The organism is Caulobacter sp. GW821-FHT10A10 (genome assembly GCF_059415745.1).
In genome coordinates this window covers 17,842-37,453 of the sequence record NZ_JBWKNV010000005.1, presented here as the reverse complement: position 1 = coordinate 37,453, position 19,612 = coordinate 17,842, and the positions used below count along the sequence as shown (strand labels likewise).

At 68.9% G+C, this 19,612-nt stretch carries 21 protein-coding genes; 13 read left to right on the top strand and 8 right to left on the bottom strand.

From position 1 onward, the window contains the following. Positions 1-108: 108 nt before the first annotated feature. A complete protein-coding gene (locus tag AC07NS_RS14465) occupies positions 109-675 on the top strand; it encodes a GNAT family N-acetyltransferase (RefSeq protein WP_494604297.1) in 567 nt (188 codons plus the stop codon). A gap of 6 nt (positions 676-681) precedes the next feature. Here the strand turns inward: AC07NS_RS14465 and AC07NS_RS14460 are convergent, their stop codons facing one another. The 3 genes from AC07NS_RS14460 to AC07NS_RS14450 all read right to left on the bottom strand — a co-directional run bounded on the left by AC07NS_RS14460 (position 682) and on the right by AC07NS_RS14450 (position 2,933). Then, a complete protein-coding gene (locus AC07NS_RS14460; RefSeq protein ID WP_494604295.1) occupies positions 682-1,329 on the bottom strand; it encodes a hypothetical protein in 648 nt (215 codons plus the stop codon). A 119-nt stretch (positions 1,330-1,448) separates the two neighbouring features. Then, positions 1,449-2,270 (bottom strand): flagellin, encoded by an 822-nt coding sequence (locus tag AC07NS_RS14455; RefSeq protein WP_487287583.1) that lies wholly within the window; start codon positions 2,268-2,270, stop codon positions 1,449-1,451. Positions 2,271-2,588: 318 nt separating this feature from the next. Continuing rightward, positions 2,589-2,933 carry a hypothetical protein gene (locus AC07NS_RS14450; RefSeq protein ID WP_494604293.1) on the bottom strand — a complete coding sequence of 115 codons (345 nt, stop codon included), beginning with the start codon at positions 2,931-2,933 and terminating at the stop codon, positions 2,589-2,591. Between the two features lie 75 nt (positions 2,934-3,008). Between AC07NS_RS14450 and AC07NS_RS14445 the strand changes: the two genes are divergently transcribed. Further along, positions 3,009-3,986, top strand: coding sequence for a helix-turn-helix transcriptional regulator (locus tag AC07NS_RS14445; protein ID WP_494604291.1), 978 nt, complete (start codon positions 3,009-3,011; stop codon positions 3,984-3,986). Between the two features lie 174 nt (positions 3,987-4,160). Here AC07NS_RS14445 and AC07NS_RS14440 read toward each other — a convergent pair whose 3' ends face one another. Beyond that, positions 4,161-5,168, bottom strand: a complete 1,008-nt coding sequence (locus AC07NS_RS14440; RefSeq protein WP_494604289.1) for a DNA topoisomerase IB — start codon at positions 5,166-5,168, stop codon at positions 4,161-4,163. A gap of 105 nt (positions 5,169-5,273) precedes the next feature. Here AC07NS_RS14440 and rlmJ point away from each other — a divergent pair, with 105 nt between their 5' ends. The 3 genes from rlmJ (at position 5,274) to phaH (ending at position 8,199) form a co-directional block, all read left to right on the top strand. Further along, a complete protein-coding gene (gene rlmJ / locus AC07NS_RS14435; RefSeq protein ID WP_494604287.1) occupies positions 5,274-6,098 on the top strand; it encodes a 23S rRNA (adenine(2030)-N(6))-methyltransferase RlmJ in 825 nt (274 codons plus the stop codon). Positions 6,099-6,102: 4 nt separating this feature from the next. Continuing rightward, entirely contained in the window at positions 6,103-7,377 is a 1,275-nt protein-coding gene (chrA, locus tag AC07NS_RS14430; protein ID WP_494604285.1) for a chromate efflux transporter, read from the top strand. A gap of 90 nt (positions 7,378-7,467) precedes the next feature. Further along, positions 7,468-8,199 carry a phasin PhaH gene (gene phaH, locus AC07NS_RS14425; RefSeq protein WP_494604283.1) on the top strand — a complete coding sequence of 244 codons (732 nt, stop codon included), beginning with the start codon at positions 7,468-7,470 and terminating at the stop codon, positions 8,197-8,199. On the opposite strand, the gene AC07NS_RS14420 is transcribed toward phaH, so the two are convergent. Next, positions 8,196-8,654, bottom strand: coding sequence for a PaaI family thioesterase (locus AC07NS_RS14420; protein ID WP_494604281.1), 459 nt, complete (start codon positions 8,652-8,654; stop codon positions 8,196-8,198). The two genes, phaH and AC07NS_RS14420, sit on opposite strands and share 4 nt — an antisense overlap. Positions 8,655-8,860: 206 nt before the next feature. On the opposite strand from AC07NS_RS14420, the gene AC07NS_RS14415 reads away from it, so the two are divergent. The 7 genes from AC07NS_RS14415 (at position 8,861) to AC07NS_RS14385 (ending at position 14,003) form a co-directional block, all read left to right on the top strand. Next, a complete protein-coding gene (locus AC07NS_RS14415; RefSeq protein WP_494604279.1) occupies positions 8,861-9,637 on the top strand; it encodes a DUF1444 domain-containing protein in 777 nt (258 codons plus the stop codon). Continuing rightward, positions 9,634-9,936 carry a DUF3253 domain-containing protein gene (locus AC07NS_RS14410; RefSeq protein WP_487291672.1) on the top strand — a complete coding sequence of 101 codons (303 nt, stop codon included), beginning with the start codon at positions 9,634-9,636 and terminating at the stop codon, positions 9,934-9,936. Before AC07NS_RS14415 ends, AC07NS_RS14410 begins: the two co-directional genes overlap by 4 nt. 100 nt (positions 9,937-10,036) lie before the next feature. Further along, a complete protein-coding gene (locus AC07NS_RS14405) occupies positions 10,037-10,693 on the top strand; it encodes a glutathione S-transferase family protein (RefSeq protein ID WP_494604277.1) in 657 nt (218 codons plus the stop codon). A gap of 63 nt (positions 10,694-10,756) precedes the next feature. Next, entirely contained in the window at positions 10,757-11,143 is a 387-nt protein-coding gene (locus AC07NS_RS14400; RefSeq protein WP_494604275.1) for a hypothetical protein, read from the top strand. Between the two features lie 48 nt (positions 11,144-11,191). Further along, on the top strand, positions 11,192-11,776 hold the full coding sequence (locus tag AC07NS_RS14395; protein WP_494604273.1) for a uracil-DNA glycosylase family protein: 585 nt from the start codon (positions 11,192-11,194) through the stop codon (positions 11,774-11,776). Further along, positions 11,773-12,807, top strand: coding sequence for an alpha/beta hydrolase (locus AC07NS_RS14390; protein ID WP_494604271.1), 1,035 nt, complete (start codon positions 11,773-11,775; stop codon positions 12,805-12,807). The genes AC07NS_RS14395 and AC07NS_RS14390 overlap by 4 nt, the downstream gene beginning before the upstream one ends. A 134-nt stretch (positions 12,808-12,941) precedes the next feature. After that, on the top strand, positions 12,942-14,003 hold the full coding sequence (locus tag AC07NS_RS14385) for a Leu/Phe/Val dehydrogenase (RefSeq protein ID WP_494604269.1): 1,062 nt from the start codon (positions 12,942-12,944) through the stop codon (positions 14,001-14,003). Positions 14,004-14,169: 166 nt separating this feature from the next. On the opposite strand, the gene AC07NS_RS14380 is transcribed toward AC07NS_RS14385, so the two are convergent. Continuing rightward, entirely contained in the window at positions 14,170-15,501 is a 1,332-nt protein-coding gene (locus tag AC07NS_RS14380; protein ID WP_494604268.1) for an MFS transporter, read from the bottom strand. A 256-nt stretch (positions 15,502-15,757) separates the two neighbouring features. On the opposite strand from AC07NS_RS14380, the gene AC07NS_RS14375 reads away from it, so the two are divergent. After that, on the top strand, positions 15,758-16,936 hold the full coding sequence (locus AC07NS_RS14375) for a vWA domain-containing protein (protein WP_494604266.1): 1,179 nt from the start codon (positions 15,758-15,760) through the stop codon (positions 16,934-16,936). Positions 16,937-17,108: 172 nt separating this feature from the next. On the opposite strand, the gene AC07NS_RS14370 is transcribed toward AC07NS_RS14375, so the two are convergent. Then, a complete protein-coding gene (locus AC07NS_RS14370; RefSeq protein WP_494604264.1) occupies positions 17,109-17,477 on the bottom strand; it encodes a MerR family transcriptional regulator in 369 nt (122 codons plus the stop codon). Between the two features lie 101 nt (positions 17,478-17,578). Beyond that, positions 17,579-19,552 carry an acetyl-CoA carboxylase biotin carboxylase subunit gene (locus tag AC07NS_RS14365; protein ID WP_494604262.1) on the bottom strand — a complete coding sequence of 658 codons (1,974 nt, stop codon included), beginning with the start codon at positions 19,550-19,552 and terminating at the stop codon, positions 17,579-17,581. Positions 19,553-19,612: the final 60 nt, after the last annotated feature.

The window sequence follows — 19,612 nt, the reverse complement described above, 5'->3', positions numbered from 1 at the left end:
AGGGCTGAGACCTCTATAGCCGCTTCCTGACGTCGTGACAACGTTGTCATGAACTTTTTCGGAAAAAAGTTTTCGGGCCGGCCGTCGCGCCGCGGAGGAGGGGCGTCTATGTCGGCAGGCATGACCAGCCTGACGCTTCGCCTCGCCACGCCCGAGGACATCCCCGCCCTGACCGTGCTGATGAACGCGGCGATCGCCGAGCTGCTGACGCCGTTCCTGCCGCCGGAGGGCGTGGCCGCGTCGTTCGAGGTGATGGGCCTGGACAGCCAGCTGATCGCCGACGGCACCTATTTCGTCGTCCAGGACGGGGACGATATCGCCGGCTGCGGCGGCTGGAGCCGGCGGGCCACCCTGTTCGGCGGCGACCACTCGGCCGGGCGTGATGCGGCGATGCTGGATCCGACCCGCGACGCCGCAAGGGTGCGGGCGATGTACACCCACCCCGACCACACCCGGAAGGGCGTCGGCCGGATGATCCTGGCGGCCTGCGAGCAGGCGGCGGCGGGCGAGGGCTTCTCCCGCGCCGAGATGGCCGCGACCATGGGCGGCGTGCCGCTGTACGAGGCCTGCGGGTACAGCCTGATCGAGCCGTTCACGGCCCCGACCTCCAAGGGCTACGACGTGCCGCTGGCGCGGATGGGCAAGGCGCTGGAGCCGGCGCCGGTTCGCGGGTAACTGGCGTCAGGCGGTCACGGCAGGCTTCCTGAGAGCCGCGCTGAGGCCGACGAGCAGGGCGATGAACGCCGTCGTCAAGGCGCCGAAGGCCTGTGCCTGGGCGACGGGCAGGCCTCCCGCGAGCGCGATGGCCAGGTTCGAGGTGATCAGGCATGCCGCCGATCCCAGGCCCCAGGCGGCGAAGGCGACGATCCGGCGCGATCCCCTCGGCGTCTTTCCCACGAAACCGTAGGCTAGGGCGATGATCAGGCCCGAGATTGCGCCGTTGGTCAGGGCGAAGCGCAGGATGGGCTGGGCGACGCCTAAGGGACCCATCGTACCCAGGGTGACGAACAGCGCGAAGGAAAGAGCGGCGATCACAAGCGCGGAGCCGAGGCCGACCGCCAGGGTCCTGCGCGCCAGGGAGCGGCTTTCGGGGGCATCGTTCCAGGCGTGGAGCGCGAGGGCGGCCAGCAGCGCGCCGCCGACAACGAGATAGAGCGCAACAAGCGCGAACTGCGGCCAGAACGGCCAGTCCGGATTCAAGTTGCCGTAGTCGATCTGGGGCGAGCCGACATAGGGAGCCTTGTCGACGAAGCGGCTGACCATGAGGGCGCCGAAGGCGATGAAGAGCCCGCAGCACGCGCGTCGCGTCAGACCGATCAACCTGTCCATGCTTCCCCCTGACCTGCGCAGCTTAGGCGAGATCGTGGAGAGCGCCAGAGGCGGCGACGCCCACGAAAAAGGGGCGGACCTTGCGGCCCGCCCCTCGTAGTCGCGGTCGTCGGTTCCGCTTAGCGGAACAGGCTCAGGATCGAGCTCGACGACTGGTTGGCGATAGAGAGCGCCTGGATGCCCAGCTGCTGCTTGGTCTGCAGAGCTTGGAGCTTGGCGCTTTCCTTGGCCAGGTCGGCGTCGACCAGGTTGCCCACGCCGGCGTCGAGGCTGTCTTGCAGCTTGCCGACGAAGGTCAGGTGGGTGTCGAGGCCCGTCGAGCTGGTGCCCAGCGAGGCCAGCTTGTTGGTGGCCGTCTGCAGGGCGGTGTCGATGGTCGAGATCATCGTCTTGGCCGCGGCCGCGTCGGTGAACGACGTACCGGCGCTGAGGCCGATGCCGGCCAGCGACAGGGTCTTGGAGTTCACCGTGATGCCCGAACCGTCCGAGTTGGCCAGGTAGGTCAGCTTGGCGGTCTTGCCGTCGATGATGCTGGCGCCGTTGAACTTGGCGTTGCTGACGGCCTTGGTGATCTGGTCGCGCAGCGAGTTGAAGTCCGACTTCAGGGCGTTGAACGAAGCGGTGTTCAGCGAGGTGTCGGAAGCGGCCAGGGCCTTTTCCTTCATCTTGCCCAGGAGGTCGGTGACGGTGTCGCCGGCGGCCAGGGCGACGTCGATGGTGGACTGGCCGCGTTGCAGCGAGTCCTTCACGGCGTTGATCGACGAGGCGGTGGCCGACTGGTTCTTGGCGGTCGCCCAGATGGCGCCGTTGTCCTTGGCGCTACCGATCTTCTTGCCGGTGTTGATGCGCTGTTGAGTGATCTGAAGGTCGCTGTTGGTCGAGTTCAGATTTTGCAGGGCGATCATCGCGCCCGAGTTCGTGTTCACGCTGTTCAGCGCCATAACGAAGACTCCTTCTTGAGGTGTCCGGCGTCATTTTGACCCCGGAGGGCGTTTTGCCCTCCTGCAATATTTCGTAATCTCGTTATCATTGAGTGAAAATGTCGCGGTTACCGGCGCGTTCATTGTAAGCTTCTGTTAACTTAGATTGACGCAGCCGCGCGACTGAATCGCCAGGCCTTCAAGCCCGAGTCATCGAGACTCTTGGCTGCCCGCGACTGGACTCTGGAAACTTGGCGAAAGGCGCGGCGGCCAAGTGTCGGGCGGGGTCTCCGCGCGCGAAGATTCAAACTGTCCTGGCGTGCGCGCCCGGACCTTGAGTCACGCGCAGAGGCGGGCCGGCTCCAGCGCAGGCTCTTCGGCGTCGAACAGGTCGAACGCCTCTTCCCAGGCCGCCAGGCGGGTCTCGCGCAGGGCCGCGTCGTCGACCACCCGCATCAGTTGATCCTCGCGGTCGTTCCACACCAGGCCCAGGTCCGTCGCCCGCTCGGCGTCGGCGCCCAGCAGCAGGATCACGTCGGCCTTGGCCGCGCGCTCGGGGCTGAGGCGCATCAGCGTGCGGCCCGCGCCCATGTCGCGGTGGATGTCGGCGAAGGCCAGCACGGCCGAGATCATCGCGGCGCTGACCGGGCGAACGTGCCAGGGCTGGCAGGCGAGGCGGCTCATGTCGGTTTCTCCGAACGAATTGCGATGACTCCTTTTCCACGTGCGTTGCGTCAAAAACGGTCGTAATGAACCGGGATGAGACATGAGAAGGCGACGAAGCTGCTCGACCTGGCCCGCCGGCTGGCCAGTTCCTCCGAAGGGTTGACGCTCGACGAGATGGCCCAGGCCATGGAGGTGGGACGGCGCACGGCCGAGCGCATGCGCGACGCCGTCTGGGCGGCCTTTCCGCAGATGGAGTCGATCGAGGACCCGCCGACCCGCCGCTTCCGCATCCCCTCGGGCCTGGACAGCCTGTTCCAGACCCCCACCGCCGAGGAACTGGCGGCCCTGCGCACGGCCGCCGACTCCAACCAGACGGCCGGCGCCCACGGCCGGGCCGCGGCGCTGTACGCCCTGGAGGGCAAGCTGCTGTCGGCGCTGAAGGGCTCGGCCCGCCGGCGCGTGGCGCCCGACGTCGAGGCCCTGGTCCAGGCCGAGACCATCGCCGTCCACGCCGGCCCGCGTCCGCACGAGGACCAGAACGTTTTGGCGCAGATCCGCTCGGCGGTGAAGGGGCTGACGGCCCTGTCGTTCCGCTATGACGGCGGCAGCCAGCCGGGGCGCACCCGCACGGTGACCCCGCTGGGCATCCTGTTCGGCCGTAGCAACTATCTGGTCTCGCTGGAGGGGGGCGGTCCCCGGCCGCGCACCTTCCGCCTCGATCGGATGAGCGACGTCCAGGCGCTGGACAAGCCGGCCTCGCCGCCGGCCGATTTCTCGCTGCAGGCCTTCGCCGACGAGAGCTTCGGCATCTATCACGGCGACATCGAGGACGTGGTCCTGCGCATCAAGCCCGAGCGGGCCGAAGACGCCCTGCGCTGGCGCTTCCACTCCAACCAGGTGGTGGAGCAGGGCGAGGACGGCGTGGTCACCGTCAGCTTCCGGGCCAGCGGCATGCTGGAACTGGCCTGGCACCTCTTCACCTGGGGCGACGCGGTCGAGATCGTCTCGCCGGAGGGGCTGAAGGCGATCATGGTCGACGAGTTGGAGAAGACCCTGGCGGCGCATCGGTAGCCTAATCCCTCTCCCCTTGCGGGAGAGGGTGGCCTCGCAGAGCGAGGTCGGGTGAGGGGTCTCTCAGAACTCGAAGTTGCGTGGGGCTGTCAGGCCGGGTGAGGCGTCTCGAGTCTGAGAGACCCCTCATCCGTCGGCTTCGCCGCCACCTTCTCCCGCAACGGGAGAAGGACCTCAGGCCACCAGTCTCAGCAACGCCAGCTCCCGCGCCCGTTCCGAACTGGCCCGTCGCTTGGGCAGGGCGCTGGTTTCGAAGGCCTCCAGCACGCGGGGATGGATGTAGGCCGCCCGGCAGACGGCGGGGGTGTTGCCCAACAGGCCGGCCACGGCCTTGATGCAGAGGTTCAGCGCCTTCTTCGCCTCGGTCTTCGTGGCCGGCTCGGGCTGCAGGCTCAGCGCCTCCAGCGCCGCCAGCGAGCCGTACCAGGTGCGGAAGTCCTTGGCCGAGAAGTCCTCGCCGGCCACGGCGCGGATGTAGTCGTTGACGTCGTGGCTCTCGATCGAGCGGCGCTGGCCGTCCTCGTCGAGATACTGGAACAGGCGCTGGCCGCGCAGTTCCTGGCAGGCGGCGACGATGCGGGCCAGCCGCCGGTCGCGGAAACCGGTGTGGTGCACCTTGCCGCTCTTGCCCTTGAACTCGAACACCGCCCCGCCGCCGGCCAGCTTCAGGTGGCGCTTCTGCATGGTCGTCAGGCCAAAGCTCTTGTTGGTCTTGGCGTACTCGTCGTTGCCGACCCGGATCAGGGTCAGTTCCAGCAGGCGCACGACGGCGGCCAGCACCTTCTCGCGCGGCAGACCTCGGCGGGCGAGGTCCTTATCGACGCGTTTCCTCAAGCGGGGCAGGGCGCGGCCGAAGGCGGCCATGCGCTCGTACTTGCGGGCGTCGCGGTCGGCCCGCCAGTCGGGGTGATAGCGATACTGCTTGCGGCCCTTCTGGTCGCGACCCACCGCCTGGATGTGGCCGTTGGGATCGGGGCAGATCCACACGCTGGTCCAGGCCGGCGGGATGACCAGAGCGCGGATGCGCTCCAGCGTGGCCTCGTCCTTCACCGTCCGCCCGTCGGCGTCGGCGTAGGAGAACCGGCCGGGTTTCCCCAGGCGGGTCAGGCCCTGCTCCTGGTCGTTGACATAGGCCAGCAGGGTCTTTTCGGCGGCGGGGGTCTCGCTGGTGTCGCGGGCCATGGCGCTCACCGCGCGCCGAAGACGGAAAAATGCCGGGTCATGCGTTCGCTCCCAACCCAATCCCGGCCAACGTGGTAGACGGTTCGTCCGTTCCGGGGAGCTTCGATGAACTACCGCCACGCCTTCCACGCCGGCAATTTCGCCGACCTGCAGAAGCACGCGATCCTGCTGGCCCTGCTCGCGGGGCTGACCGCCGACGAGTCGCCGCTGGCGGTGATCGACACCCACGCCGGGGCCGGAGCCTACGACCTGCGGGGCGACATGGCCCAGAAGTCCAAGGAAGCCGCCGCCGGCATCGGGCGGCTGCTGGCCGAGGGCGACGCCCCAGCGCCGTTCGCGCCGCTGCTGAAGGCGGTGGCGGACCTGAACGTCGGCGACGCCGAGGCGCCGCTCTATCCCGGCTCGCCGCTGCTGATCGCCCGCGCCTTGCGCCGCGGCGACCGCTACGCCGCCTGCGAACTGCGCGACGACGACTTCGACCAGCTGCGCAAGGTGCTGGGTCCCTACGCCTTCGCCCAGGCCCTGCAGGCCGACGGCTACGCCACGGCCGAAGCCCGCGCCGGGCGCGGCGGACGCACCTTCGTGCTGATCGATCCGCCGTTCGAGCGGCCCGACGACTACGCTCAGTGCGTGGCCACGGTGCGGGCCGTGCGCAAGGTCGATCCGGCCGCCGTGCTGGCCATCTGGACCCCGCTGAAGGACCTGGAGACCTTCGACGCCTTCATCCGCGCGCTAGAAAACGTCACGGACGACGCGCTAGTCGCCGAGCTTCGCCTGCGGCCTCTGAGAGACCCGATGAAGATGAACGGCAGCGCCATGGTGCTGGTCGGCGCCCCGGCGGCGATCGAGCCGCAGGTCCGCGAGATCACGAGCTTCCTGGCCGAACGTCTGGGCGATGCGGGCGCGGCCGGCCGCGTCTGGCGCGCCTGATCGCGTGAGCCAGGCCCCCAGCCTCCGTCAAGCCTGCGCCGTCTGGCTGAAGGTCGGCTGCCTGGGTTTTGGCGGACCGGCCGGGCAGATCGCCCTGCTGCACCGCGAGGTGGTCGAGAAGCGCGGCTGGGTCGACGAGGATCGCTTCGCTCACGCCCTGAGTTTCTGCATGCTGCTGCCGGGACCCGAGGCCCAGCAGTTGGCGACCTGGCTGGGCTGGCGGCTGCACGGCGTGCGCGGCGGCCTGGCGGCGGGGCTGCTGTTCGTGCTGCCCGGGCTGGCGGCGATGCTGGGCCTGTCGGCGCTTTATGTCGTTCATGGCCAGGCGACGTGGGCCGCGCCGGCCCTGCTGGGCCTGAAGGCGGCGGTGGTCGCCCTGGTGCTGCAGGCTCTGATCCGCATGGCCGGCCGGGCGGCGCGGGGGCGGGCGGGCAAGATCGCCGCGATCCTGGCCTTCCTGGCGCTGAGCTTCACCATCGCGCCGTTCCCGCTGGTCATTCTACTCGCCGGCCTGGCGGGCTGGTTCCTCGGTGCGCGCGACGCCGCTCCCGACGTCTCGGCGGAGCACGCGCCGCTGAAGGGCGCGGGCAGGGCGGCCCTGATCTGTCTCGCCGTCTGGCTGGCGCCGGTGGCCCTGGCCTTCGCCCTGGCCCCGCGCTCGGCCCTGGCCCAGATCGGCGCGGTGTTCAGCGGCCTGGCGGTGGTCAGCTTCGGCGGAGCTTATGCGGCTCTGGCCTATGTCGGCCAGGTGGCGGGCGAGCTGAACTGGCTGACGCCCGGCCAGATGCTGGACGGCCTGGGTCTGGCCGAGACCACCCCGGGGCCGCTGGTGCTGACCTTCGTCTTCGTCGGCTTCGTGGCCGCCTGGCGCGACGCCGACCCGGCCCTGGCCTGGCCCGCCGCGATCCTGGGCGGGCTGATGGCGGCCTGGGCCACCTTCGCCCCGTCGTTCCTGTGGATCTTCGCCGGCGGCCCTTTCGTCGAGCGCCTGCGCACCCACGCCCGCGCGGCGGCGGCCCTGTCGTGGGTGGGGGCGGCGGTGGTCGGGGTGATCGCCAGCCTGGCCCTGTGGTTCGCCGTTCACTTGCTGTTTCGCAGCGGGAACGAGGCGGCCTGGGGGCCGTTCCGCACCACGCTGCCCGACCTCTTCAGCCTCGATCCCGTCGCGTTGGGCCTGACCGTCCTCGCCTGCGGCCTGACCTTCGCCCTGCGGCTGCCGATCCTGGTCCTGGTGGGGGTGATGACGCTGGCGGGCCTGGCCTGCGGGGCGCTGTTCTAAAGCTTCCCTTAGGGCAGCATTTTTGCGCTTGCGAACCGGCGTTCTGTGTTATGCTGCGCCGCACAATCGCGATCGACGGAGTGAACGGCCATGGCTTCCTCGTCCTTCCTGCCCCTGTCTTCCGAGAGTCCCGAAACACCATCGGCGCCGAACCTCCTCATCGGGGCCGCATCGCCCCTGTGGGCGGTGTTCGGCGGCGCGGCGGTCGCCGGCGCCACCTGGTGGTGGTGGTCCAACCGATGGCGTGAGGCCGTCAATATCGAGGCCCTGATCGCCCTGGCGCCCGAACCGGTGTCGCGCGGCGTGTTCGACGAGCCGGCCCCGGCCCTGATCGCCACGCCCGCCGAAGTGGTCGAGGCCGCCGTCGCCGAGGTCGAGCCGATCGTCGAGACGGTCGCCGCCGCCACGGCCGAGATCGTCGAGACCGCCGCCGAGGTCCCGGTGGCGCTCGCCGAAGCCTCGGTCGAGGTGGTCGAGGCCATCGTCGACGTCGCGCCCGAGCCGGTGGTCGAAGCGATCGCCGAGCCGGTCGAGATCGTGGTCGAAGAGGTCGTCGCGCCGGCCAACGACGTCACGTCGAAGGTCCTGGCCTCGACCAAGGACGTCGCCGACGACCTGACCCTGCTGGTCGGCATCGGCCCCAAGCTGGCCGCCTCGCTGGCCGAGCTGGGCGTCACCCGCTTCCGCCAGATCGCCGACTGGAGCGCCGACGAGCTCGAAAGCTTCGACAAGCTGCTCAGCCTAAAGGGCCGCGCCGAGCGCGACGCCTGGGTCGCCCAGGCCAAGCGTTTGGCCGAAGGGACGGGCTCGACGGGCGGCTAGGCGCCGCCCATCGTCCAGATCTTCTTGATCACGCCCGAGAAGCTCAACATCGGCTGGCCGCCGGTGCTGAGCAGGCCGCGCACGAAGATCATCGAGCCGCCGGCCCGCACCACCTCGCCGGTGGCCTCGATCAGGTCGCCGGGCTTGGCCGGGCCGACGAAGTCGCCGTTCAGCGACACGGTCACGGCCTTGGCGTTGTCCAGTTCGCGCCAGGCGATGGCGAACAGCGAGAAGTCGGCGAAGGTCAGCATGCAGCCGCCGTGCATGAAGCCGCCGCCGTTCATGTGGCGCGGCTCGGCCCGGAAGGCGCAGCGCACCTTGCCGTCCTCCTCGCGGAAATAGAACGGCCCGGCCGTGTCCTCGAAGGGGTCCTGTCCGGTCCAGGTGCGCCAGCCCGCCCACTCGCCGTCCTCGACCAGCATCGGCCCGCTGACGATCTCGTTGCCGCCGTCCATGCCCTGCGCTCCCGTACTTTCTCGTTGTTTTGCTGTTCAGCTAAGACCCCGGCGGACGCCGAAGCAAGCCGGCGTCTGGCCGCATCACGCGAACTAGGGCAGGGTCTTCGCCTTCGGCGAGAGGGGTGGCAATGTGGGGTAGAGCGATCGCGGCCGGTCTGGCGGCGATGATCCTGGCGACTTCGGCATGCGCGCAGGACGCGCCGATGATCATGCCGATGTCGGAATTCCAGCTTGAGATGCGGGCGGCGCTCCTCAAGGCCGACCCCACTCTGCGCATCGAACTGGTCGGCGAGGACGGGCTGAAGGTTCGCCAGGCCAAGGCGAAGGGCGCCGAGGCTTTGTCGCTGTTTTTAGGCAACGCCTATGAGAGCTATCGCAACGCGCCCGACGAGCTTGAGGCGATCATCGGCAAATGGACGCGGGTCGTCGCTCCTGGGGCGAAGCGCGCCGCGCTTGAACCGGCGAAGTTGGTCGTCCTCATCCGGCCGGAGGACTACCTGGCGACGGCGAAGGCCGGCGAGTTGGTCACAAGGCCGCTGGTCGGCGACTTCATTGAGATCGTGGCCATCGACGAAGGCGAGAGCTTCCGGCTGGCTACTCAGGAGGAGCTGAAGAAGGCTAACGTCGGGGTCGCGGACGCCTGGGCGGCGGCGCGCAGGAACACCAGCGAGAAGATAGGTCCGTTCAGGATCGAGCTCTTCGAGCCCGGAATCTGGCTCGTCACCGATGATGCGAACCTTGCGCTTAACCTGGTGTCGATGCCCGAGCGCTGGGCCGCACAGGGCATCCGGATCAAGGACGAGGCGGCTGTCGTCTTCCTCCAGCGCAACATGCTGTTGTTGGCCGACGCGGGCGATCCGGCCAGGCTTTCGCTGGTCAGGCGGTTCGTGAAGGTCAGCGAGAGCGAGCCCGAGGTCTTCTCGACGACGATTTTCCTTTATCGCCACGGAAACTGGTCGGTGCTAGAGCCGAGCAAATGACCACCCCGATTCAAGACACCATCCTTTCGCAGCTGGCCGATCTGCCGGCCGGCAAGTCCATCGACCCGATGTCGGTGGCCAAGGCCATCCAGCCCGAGCGCTGGCAGCGGCTGCTCGGCCACGTCCGCACCGACGCCGTCGAACTGGCCAAGGAAGGCAAGATCGTCATCCTGCGCCACAACAAGCCGGCCAATCCCGAGAAGTTCCGGGGCGTCTATCGCCTGCGCCTGCCGCTGGAAGGCGACCCGACCAGCTTCCCGGATGTGGCCGACGACGGCGCCGACGACGCCGAGGCCTGAGCCGCTTCAGGACCCGCCCCGGCGTCGCCGGTGAGTGGGTCTTGAAATGCAACGGGTTCGATGAACCTATGAGCCTCTCAAATATATCGGGAGGTTCGTTATGATCGTCTTCGGCTCGTCGCTTTCTCCCTACGTCCGCAAGACCCTGGCCTTCGGGGCCGAGAAGGGTCTCGTGCTCGAGAACCGGGTGTCGCCGCCAGGGACCCTCGATCCCGACTTCGCCGAGTGCAGCCCGTTCAGGAAGATCCCTGCCTTCCAGGACGGCGACTTCCGCATCTCGGACTCCACGGCGATCATCACCTATCTCGAAGCCCTGCATCCGGAGCCCAACCTGATCCCGGCCGAGCCGCGCGCTCGCGCCCGGGCGGTATGGTTCGAGGAATACGCCGACACCATCCTGGTGGCGGCCGGCGGCAAGATCTTCTTCAACCGCATCGTAGCCCCGCGCTTCATGCGCAAGCCCGGCGACGAGGCCGTGGCCGCCAAGGCCGAGGCCGAGGAACTGCCGCCGGTGCTCGACTATCTGGAAACCATCGTGCCCGACGCCGGCGGCTTCCTGCTGGAGGGCCGCCTGACCCTGGCCGACCTCGCCGTGGCCAGCCCCTTCGCCAACCTGCGCCACCTGGCGCTGGACCTGTCGCGCTGGCCGCGCACCAAGGCCTATACCGACGCGATCCTGGCCCGGCCTTCGTTCGCCGAGTTGATCGCCAGGGAAGAGGGCCTGCTGGCCATATTCGCGGCCCCGACCGCGGCCTGACCGCTTGCCAAGCCGCGCTTGCCAGCGGAGATTGAGCGGCAAGCGCGGGGAGAGCCAGCCGTCATGTCCAACCCGTCGCCACCCGACCTCCTCACCGACGAGGAGGCGCTCTCTTTCGCCGCCGGCCAGAAGCCGGATCGGCTGCGCCTGCTGCGGGCGATCGAGGGCAACCTGAAGGCCATGCTGCACTGGACGGCGACCCAGCCGCTGTCGGACGCGATGATGGTCGACGCGAAGGCGCAGGCGACGGCGTTTCTGACCCGTTTCTGGCAGGAAGGCTGGCTGTTCGGGGCGACGGCCCAGGAGGCTTTCGAGGTCACCTGCGACGCGAGCAACAATCCGACCTCGGGTCCGCTCGTCGGCGCCTTGCGGCTCGATCTGGCCCTTGCTTTCGACGCGCCCGGCAAGTTCATCGCCGTGCCCTTCCATTTTCCGGTGGCCAGGTCGTAAGGCCGCACGCTCTTGGCGTGGGACCGGCGGCCGCCTAACTGCGGGACCATGCCGCTCGACACCCTGCTTTCCGAGATCCGCGCCTGCCGGGCCTGCGCCGGCGAGCTGCCCGAGCCTCGGCCTGTCGTGCGAGTGGGCGAGGGGGCGCGCCTGCTGATCTGCGGCCAGGCGCCGGGAAGGCTGGTGCACGAGACCGGCCTGCCGTTCAACGACCCGTCCGGCAACCGCCTGCGCGACTGGATGGGGATCGACCGCGAGACCTTCTATGGCCGGCCCGAGATCGGCGTGGCGGCCATGGCCTTCTGCTTTCCGGGGACCAATCCCAAGGGCGGCGACTACCCGCCGCCGCCCCGCTGCGCGCAGCTGTGGCGCAAGGATCTGCTGGCCCTGCTGCGCAAGGTCGAACTGACCCTGCTGGTGGGAAGCTACGCCCAGGCCTGGGCGCTGGGCGACGCCATGAAGCCGACCATGACCGAGACGGTGGCCGCCTGGAGCGAATATGTCGGGTACGGCGTTCTGCCCCTGCCGCACCCGTCATGGCGCAACACCGCCTGGCTCAAGCGCAATCCCTGGTTCGAGGACGAGGTGACGCCCTATCTTCGCCGCCGTGTCGCGGGCATGTTGCAACCATGAACCGCCGGAGCCTTCTCCTCACCGTCGGGGCCGCCGGCCTCGCCGCCGCCTGCGCCCCGATCACCCAGCGCCCCGACCTGGCCCCGCTCGGCCTGCGCGGCGCCCGCCTGGAAGACGACTGGCTGGTCAGCTTCGACGGCGCCAAACTCGGCATCAAGCGCTGGCTGCCCGAAGGCGGCGCGCCCACTCACGTGGTCGTCGGCCTGCACGGCATGAACGACTATTCCAACGCCTATCACCTGGCCGCGCCGTGGTGGGCGCAGCAGGGGATAGCCACCTACGCGCTCGACCTGCGCGGTTTCGGCCGCTCGCCGGCCCGAGGCGTCTGGGCCTCGACCGACCTGATGATCGAGGATGTCCGCACCCTGGTCGCCCTGGTGCGCGAGGCCCATCCCGAGGCCAAGGTCTCGCTGGCCGGGGTCAGCATGGGCGGGGGCCTGGCCATCGCCGCCATGGCGACCGACAACCCGCCGGCCGCCGACAGCCTCCTGCTGTTCGCTCCCGCCGTCTGGGGCTGGTCGAACCAGCCGCTGCCCTACAAGACCAGCCTGTGGATCACCGCCCACACCGCCCGCAGCTGGGTGGTCAAGCCGCCCGAATGGCTGGTCTCCAAGGTCCAGCCCACCGACAACATCGACGAGCTGCGCCGCATGGGCCGCGATCCGCTGATGATCTGGGGCGCGCGCTCCGACACCCTCTACGGCCTGGTCGGGCTGATGGAGCGGGCTTGGGCGTCGCTGGGCAAGGTGAAGGTTCCGGTGGCCTATTTCTACGGCGAGCACGACGAGATCATCCCCGACGAGCCGACGCAGCAGGCCGCCCGCCGACTGAAGCCCGACGATCGTTCGGCGTTCTACGTCAACGGCTACCATCTTCTTCTGGTCGACAAGCAGGCCGAGGTCGTCTGGCGCGACGCGGCGGCCTTCCTCAAGGATCCCCAGGCCGACCTGCCGTCGGGTGCGCCGCCGATCCCGGGCGCGCCGACCGCGCCGAATGTGGTCAAAGTTCAGGGCGTTCCTGCCGGACGCTAGTTGAACGTCCGGCGTATTGCAGTGCGAAAAGAACGATCATCGGCATATGCGACGATAAGCCGATGAAGTGATCCTTGCGGCAAAGCCGGGAGGAGCGTACACCCCCGCGCATTGTTTTCCGGCTGAGGCACGGCATGACCTTGTTCGATCTTCCCGATTTCGAAGGGCACGAAGGCGTCCACTCGTTCTACGACGAGAAGACCGGCCTCAAGTCGATCATCGCCGTCCACTCGACCGCGCGCGGCCCGGCCGCCGGCGGCTGCCGCATGTGGGACTACGCCAGCAGCGAAGCGGCCCTGACCGACGCCCTGCGCCTGTCGCGCGGCATGTCCTACAAGAACGCCATGGCCGATCTCGACTTCGGCGGCGGCAAGGCCGTGATCATCGGCGATAGCCGCAGCCAGAAGACGCCGGAACTGTTCGAGGCCTTCGGCCGCGCGGTCGACAGCCTGGGCGGTTCCTACTGGACGGCCGAGGACGTCGGCGTTTCGCCGACCGACCTGGAGAGCACCCGCAAGACCACCCGCTACGTCGCCGGCCTGGAAGGTCACGCGGCCGCCTCGGGCGACCCGTCGCCGGTCACCGCCGAGGGCGTGTTCCGCGGCGTGCGCCTGTGCGTCGAGCGCGCCCTGGGCCGCGACCTCAAGGGCGTGAAGGTGGCCATCCAGGGCGTCGGCCATGTCGGCGCCTACCTGGCCGAGAAGCTGCACGCGGCCGGGGCCGAGCTGATCATCGCCGACGTCAACCAGGCCGCCCTCAACGAGGTGGCGGCCAAGACGGGCGCCGAGATCGTCTCGACCGACGCCATCTTCGACGTCGAGGCCGACGTGTTCGCGCCTTGCGCTCTGGGCGGCGCGATCTCGGCGACGACCCTGCCGCGCCTGAAGGTCAAGGTCATCGCCGGCGGCGCCAACAACCAGCTGGCCGACGCCCTGATCGGCCAGACCGTGTTCGACCGCGGCATCCTCTACGCCCCGGACTACGTCATCAACGGCGGCGGCATCATCAACGTCGCCGCCGAGATCCGCGCCCTGGAAGCCGGCGGCGCCTTCGATCCGGACTGGGTGGCCACCAAGCTCGACCGCCTGGCCCTGACCCTGGCCGAGGTGCTCGACCAATCGAAGGCCGAAGGCCGTCCCGCCAACCTCGTCGCCGACGAGATCGCCCGCGCGCGCATCGCGGCGGCGCGTCCCTGATCCTTCTCCCCTTGCGGGAGAAGGTGGCGGTCGAAGACCGTCGGATGAGGGGTCTCTCAGAAATCAAACGCCGCGAAAGCTGATCGGCTTTCGCGGCGTTTTTCGTACGTGCGACCCCTCACCCGACCCGCTTCGCGGGCCATCCTCTCCCGCAAGGGGAGAGGGATCAGCGCCCGCTCAAACTCGCCCCCGCGTCCTTGTCCAGCCGCAGATAGACCGGCAGCGCCAGCAGGGTCACCAGCCCGATCGCCGCGAACGGCAGGGTGAAGCTGGCCGGGGTCAGGCCGCCGGCGCCGACGTCGCGGGTCAGGTGCAGCATCAGGCCGCCGAAGCTGACGCCCAGGGCCAGACCCACCTGCTGGCTGACCGCCGCCAGGGTCGAGGCCGCCGCCACGCGCGGCTGGGGCACGTCGGCATAGGCGATGGTGTTGGCGGCGATGAACTGGCTGGACCGCGCGAAGCCGCCGACCAGCAGCAGCCCGATCATCAGCCACATCGGCGTCGAGGCCGTGAAGAGGCCCGGAACAGCGGTCATGATCGCCGTGGCCACGACGAACACCGCCAGGGCCGAGCGGAAGCCGTAGCGCTTGAGCAGGGCGCTGGCGAACGGCCGGGCGACCAGCACGCCGGCGCCCGTGGCGATGGTCACGGCGCTGGCCTTCAGCGGGCTCCAGCCCAGGGCCACCTGCAGCAAGAGGGGCATCAGGAACGGGCTGGCCCCGATCCCCAGCCGCACGAAGGCGCCGCCCAGCAGGCTGGCCCGATAGGTCGGGAAACGCAGCAGGGTGAGATCGAGGATCGGCCGGCTCACCATCTTGCAGCGCCGCAGATAGAGCCAGCCCGCGCCCAGCGACACCACCAGCAGGGCCAGCTGCACCAGCGGCGGCAGCAGCGGCAGGCCGGCGGTCTCGGCCAGGCCGATCAGGCCCGACAGGGCGATGGCGCTCATCACGAAGCCCGGCGTGTCGAAACGGCCGGCCTCTCGGTCGGGCGCGCCCTTGGGCACGAAGCGGCGCACGGCGATCGCCCCGACCAGACCGATCGGCAGGTTCAGGTAGAAGATCCACGGCCAATCGGCGATCGACAGCACGAAGCCGGCGATCGGTGGTCCGATCAGCGGTCCGATCATGGCCGGCATGGTGAACCAGCCCATGGCGCTGATCAGCTTGTCCTTGGGCGTGGAGCTGACGACGATCAGCCGCGCCACCGGGGTCATCATCGCCCCGCCGATCCCCTGGATCACCCGCGCCCCGACCAGCTGGGCCAGGCTCTGCGACAGGCCGCACAGGGCCGAGCCGCCCAGGAACACCAGCATGGCCAGTAGGAACACCCGCCGCGCGCCATAGCGCTGTGCCGCCCAGCCGCTGGCCGGGGTGAACACCGCCAGGGCCAGGATGTACGAGGTCAGGGCCAGCTTCAGGTGGATCGGGTCGGCCGAGAAGGCCTGGGCCAGGCGGGGCAGGGCGGTCGACAGCGCCGTGGAGTCGATGAACTCCATCAAGAGCGCGCTGGCGACGGCTAGGGAGACGAGCCGGGTGGTCCAGGGGGACGGATCGGGCGCTTCGGTTTCGACGGAGGGCGCCTGGCGCGGGTCTGAAGCGGGATCGGACACGAGGCGCCAGTTACGCCCGGCCGGCCGCCGGCTCAAGGAAAGAGTGGATAACCCGGGTCCCTGGCGCTCGCCGTTGCGTCCGGACAGGGATCGGCCCATTCTGCCAAACAGACGTTCGAGACCCCGCAGCAAGAAGCCGCCGATGTTCCTCCGTTTCTTCTCCGAGCTGCGCCAGGCCAAGGTGCCGGTCAGCTTGCGCGAATACCTCCTGCTGATGGAGGCCCTGGACAAGGGCGTCATCGACCGCTCGATCGACGACTTCTACTTCCTGTCGCGCGCCAGCCTGGTGAAGGACGAGAAGAACCTCGACAAGTTCGACCGCGTGTTCGGCCATGTCTTCAAGGGGCTGGAGACGGTGGGCGAGGGGATCACGGCCGATATTCCGGAAGAGTGGCTGAAGGCCCTGACCGAGAAGTTCCTCACCGACGAGGAAAAGGCCCAGATCGAGGCCTTGGGCGGCTTCGAGAAGCTGATGGAGACCCTGCGCGAGCGCCTGGCCGAGCAGAAGGAACGCCACCAGGGCGGCAACAAGTGGATCGGCTCGGGCGGCACCAGTCCCTTCGGCAACAACGGCTACAATCCCGAAGGCGTGCGCATCGGCCAGGACAAGGGCCGCCACGGCCGGGCCGTGAAGGTCTGGGACAAGCGCGAGTACAAGAACCTCGACGACAGCGTCGAACTGGGCACCCGTAACATCAAGGTCGCGCTACGGCGCTTGCGCAAGTTCGCCCGCACCGGCGCGGCCGAGGAGCTCGACCTGCCCGGCACCATTCGCGGCACGGCCGAGAAGGGCTATCTCGACATCCAGCTGCGCCCCGAGCGTCGCAACGCCATCAAGGTGCTGATCTTCTTCGACATCGGCGGCTCGATGGACGGCCACATCAAGCTCTGCGAGGAGCTGTTCAGCGCCGCCAAGACCGAGTTCAAGAACCTGGAATTCTACTACTTCCACAACTGCCTCTACGAAGGCGTGTGGAAGGACAACAAGCGCCGGCACACCGAGAAGGTCCCGACCTGGGAGGTGCTCCACAAGTTCCCGGCCGACTACAAGGTGATCTTCGTCGGCGACGCGACCATGAGCCCCTACGAGATCACCTATCCGGGCGGCAGCGTCGAGCACTGGAACGAGGAGCCCGGCGCCATCTGGATGAGCCGGGTCACCGACATCTACCAGAGCTGCATCTGGCTGAACCCCACGCCCGAACGCCACTGGGACTACACCCAGTCGATCGGCGTCATGAAGCAACTGATGAACGACCGCATGTTCCCGCTGACCATCGACGGGCTCGACAAGGCGATGCGCGAACTGGTGCGGGGCTGATTACGGTCCTTCTCCCCTTGCGGGAGAAGGTGGCGGCCGAAGGCCGTCGGATGAGGGGTCTCTCAAAAATCCGACGCCGCACCCGGCCGTACCGCTGCATGCAGCCGACAGGGCTATCGACCCCTCACCCGACCCGCTACGCGGGCCACCCTCTCCCGCAAGGGGAGAGGGATCAGAGGTTGGTCAGATACCCCGCGATCGCTGTCCGCCGCGCGTCCAGCGCCTCCAGCTGAGCCCGCAGCCGCGCCTTCAGCCGGTCCGGGCACGCCCCGTCCTCGCCCAGCAGTTCGGCGATCTCCGAGATCGGCAGGCCCAGGGCCTTGAGGTCGGCGATCGCCGCCAGCCGCGCCCGCGCCGCCTGGCCCAGGGTGCGGACGTTCTTCGGCCCGCGCCCGCAGGCGATCAGGCCCATCTCCTCGTAGTGGCGGATGGCGCGCAAGGTGAGGCCGAGCTGCTCGGCGACGACGCCGATCGGGATCTCCGAGGCCCGCACGGTGAAGCGCGTGGCGGGGGAGGGGGTGGCAGTCTGGACAGCAGTCATCGGAACTCCCTTGCGAAGGCTCGTCTGGGCGCGGCGGCGGCGCTCGGCCAGGGCGATGGCCGCCTTTGTCCGCGGGCCGGGGATGGAAAGCTCGTGAAGGTTCATTGGAACTCGACCAGCACCTGGTCGGCGGCGACGGGATCGCCGGCCTTGGCGTTGACGGCCTTAACGACGGCGTCGCGCTCGGCGCGGAGGATGTTCTGCATCTTCATGGCCTCGAGCACGCAGACGATCTCGCCCTCGCGCACCAGCTGGCCGACGGCGACATCCATTGAGACGACGAGGCCTGGCATCGGCGAGAGGACGAGCTTGGACGTATCGGCCGGAGCCTTGGCGGGAAGCTTCTCGTGCAGCTCGGCGCTGCGGGCGGTCAGCACCAGCACCCGGGCCTTGGCCGCCCGATGGCGGATGACGAAGCCCTCGGCGGCCGGGGCGACCTCGACGGTGAAGGCCTGGCCGTCCAGCTTGGCCTTGAAGGTCGCCAGGCCCGGCCGCCAGGCGATGTCGGTCAGGGCCAGGCTGCGGCCCTCGTCGAGCAGCTCGACGGTCAGGCTCGCGCCTTCGCCGGTCAGATGCACCCGGCGCTTCTCATGGCCCACCACCACCGTCCAGTCTGTGCGCGCGCGGCCTAGGCGCAAAGCCTGGATCCGCTGCATGGCGCAGCCGACGGCGGTCAGCACGTCCTGCTGGAAAGCCGTCGGCTCGGTCCCCGCGAAGCCGTCGGGGAACTCGTCCTTGATATAGCTAGTGGCCAGCTGGCCCGAAACGAAGCGCTCCTGGTCCATCACCGCAGCCAGGAACGGCACGTTGTGGCTGGGCCCCTCGATGTGGAAGTCCTCCAGCGCCCGGGCCATGCCCTTGACCGCCTCGGCGCGGGTCGGGGCCCACGCGCACAGCTTGGCGATCATCGGATCGTAGAACATCGAGATCTCGTCGCCCTCGCGCACCCCGGCGTCGTTGCGCACGAGGTAGCCGTCCTTCTGGCCTTCTTCCGGCGGCGCATAGCGCACCAGCCGACCGATGCTGGGCAGGAACTTGCGATAGGGATCCTCGGCGTAGATCCGGCTCTCGACCGCCCAGCCGTTGATGGCCAGATCCTCCTGGCCGAACGCCAAAGGCTCGCCGGCGGCGCTGCGGATCATCTGCTCGACGAGGTCCAGGCCGGTGATCAGCTCGGTGACCGGATGCTCCACCTGCAGCCGGGTGTTCATCTCCAGGAAGTAGAAGCTCTTGTCCTGCCCCGCCACGAACTCGACCGTGCCGGCGCTGTCGTAGGCGACCGCCTTGGCCAGGGCGACGGCCTGGGCGCCCATGGCCGCCCGGGTCTGCGGATCCAGCAGAGGCGACGGCGCCTCCTCGATGACCTTCTGGTTTCGCCGCTGGATCGAGCATTCGCGCTCGAACAGGTGGACGACGTGGCCATGCTTGTCGCCCAGCACCTGGATCTCGATGTGGCGCGGGCTCTCGATGAACTTCTCGATGAAGATCCGGTCGTCTCCGAACGCTCCGGCGGCTTCCGCCCGCACGGCCGGGAAGCCTTCCTCGACGTCCTTGCGGTTCCAGGCCACCCGGATGCCCTTGCCGCCGCCGCCGGCCGACGCCTTGATCATCACCGGATAGCCGATGGTCTCGGACACCGAGAGCGCCTCGGCGACGTCGGCGATCTCGCCGATATGGCCGGGCACGCAGGAGACCCCCGCGGCCTGGGCGAATTTCTTGCTCTCGATCTTGTCGCCCATGGCCGAGATGGCGCCGGGGTTGGGCCCGATGAAGACAATGCCTTCATCCGCGCACCTCTGGGTGAACTCGGCCTTCTCGGAGAGAAACCCGAAGCCCGGATGCACCGCCTGCGCCCCCGTCTGCTTGCAGGCGGCGATGATCTTGTCGGCGACGAGGTAGCTCTGGGCGGCCGGCGAAGCGCCGATATGCACGGCCTCGTCGGCCATCTCCACCGCCAGGCTGTCGGCGTCGGCGTCCGAGTAGACGACCACCGTGGCGATCCCAAGCCGCCGGCACGTCTTGATCACCCGCACCGCGATCTCGCCCCGGTTGGCGATCAGGATCTTGTTGAACATCGGCGGCGGTCCTTGGTCGGTTCGGTCTTTGAGGAACCTCCCCCTGTGGGGGAGGTGATC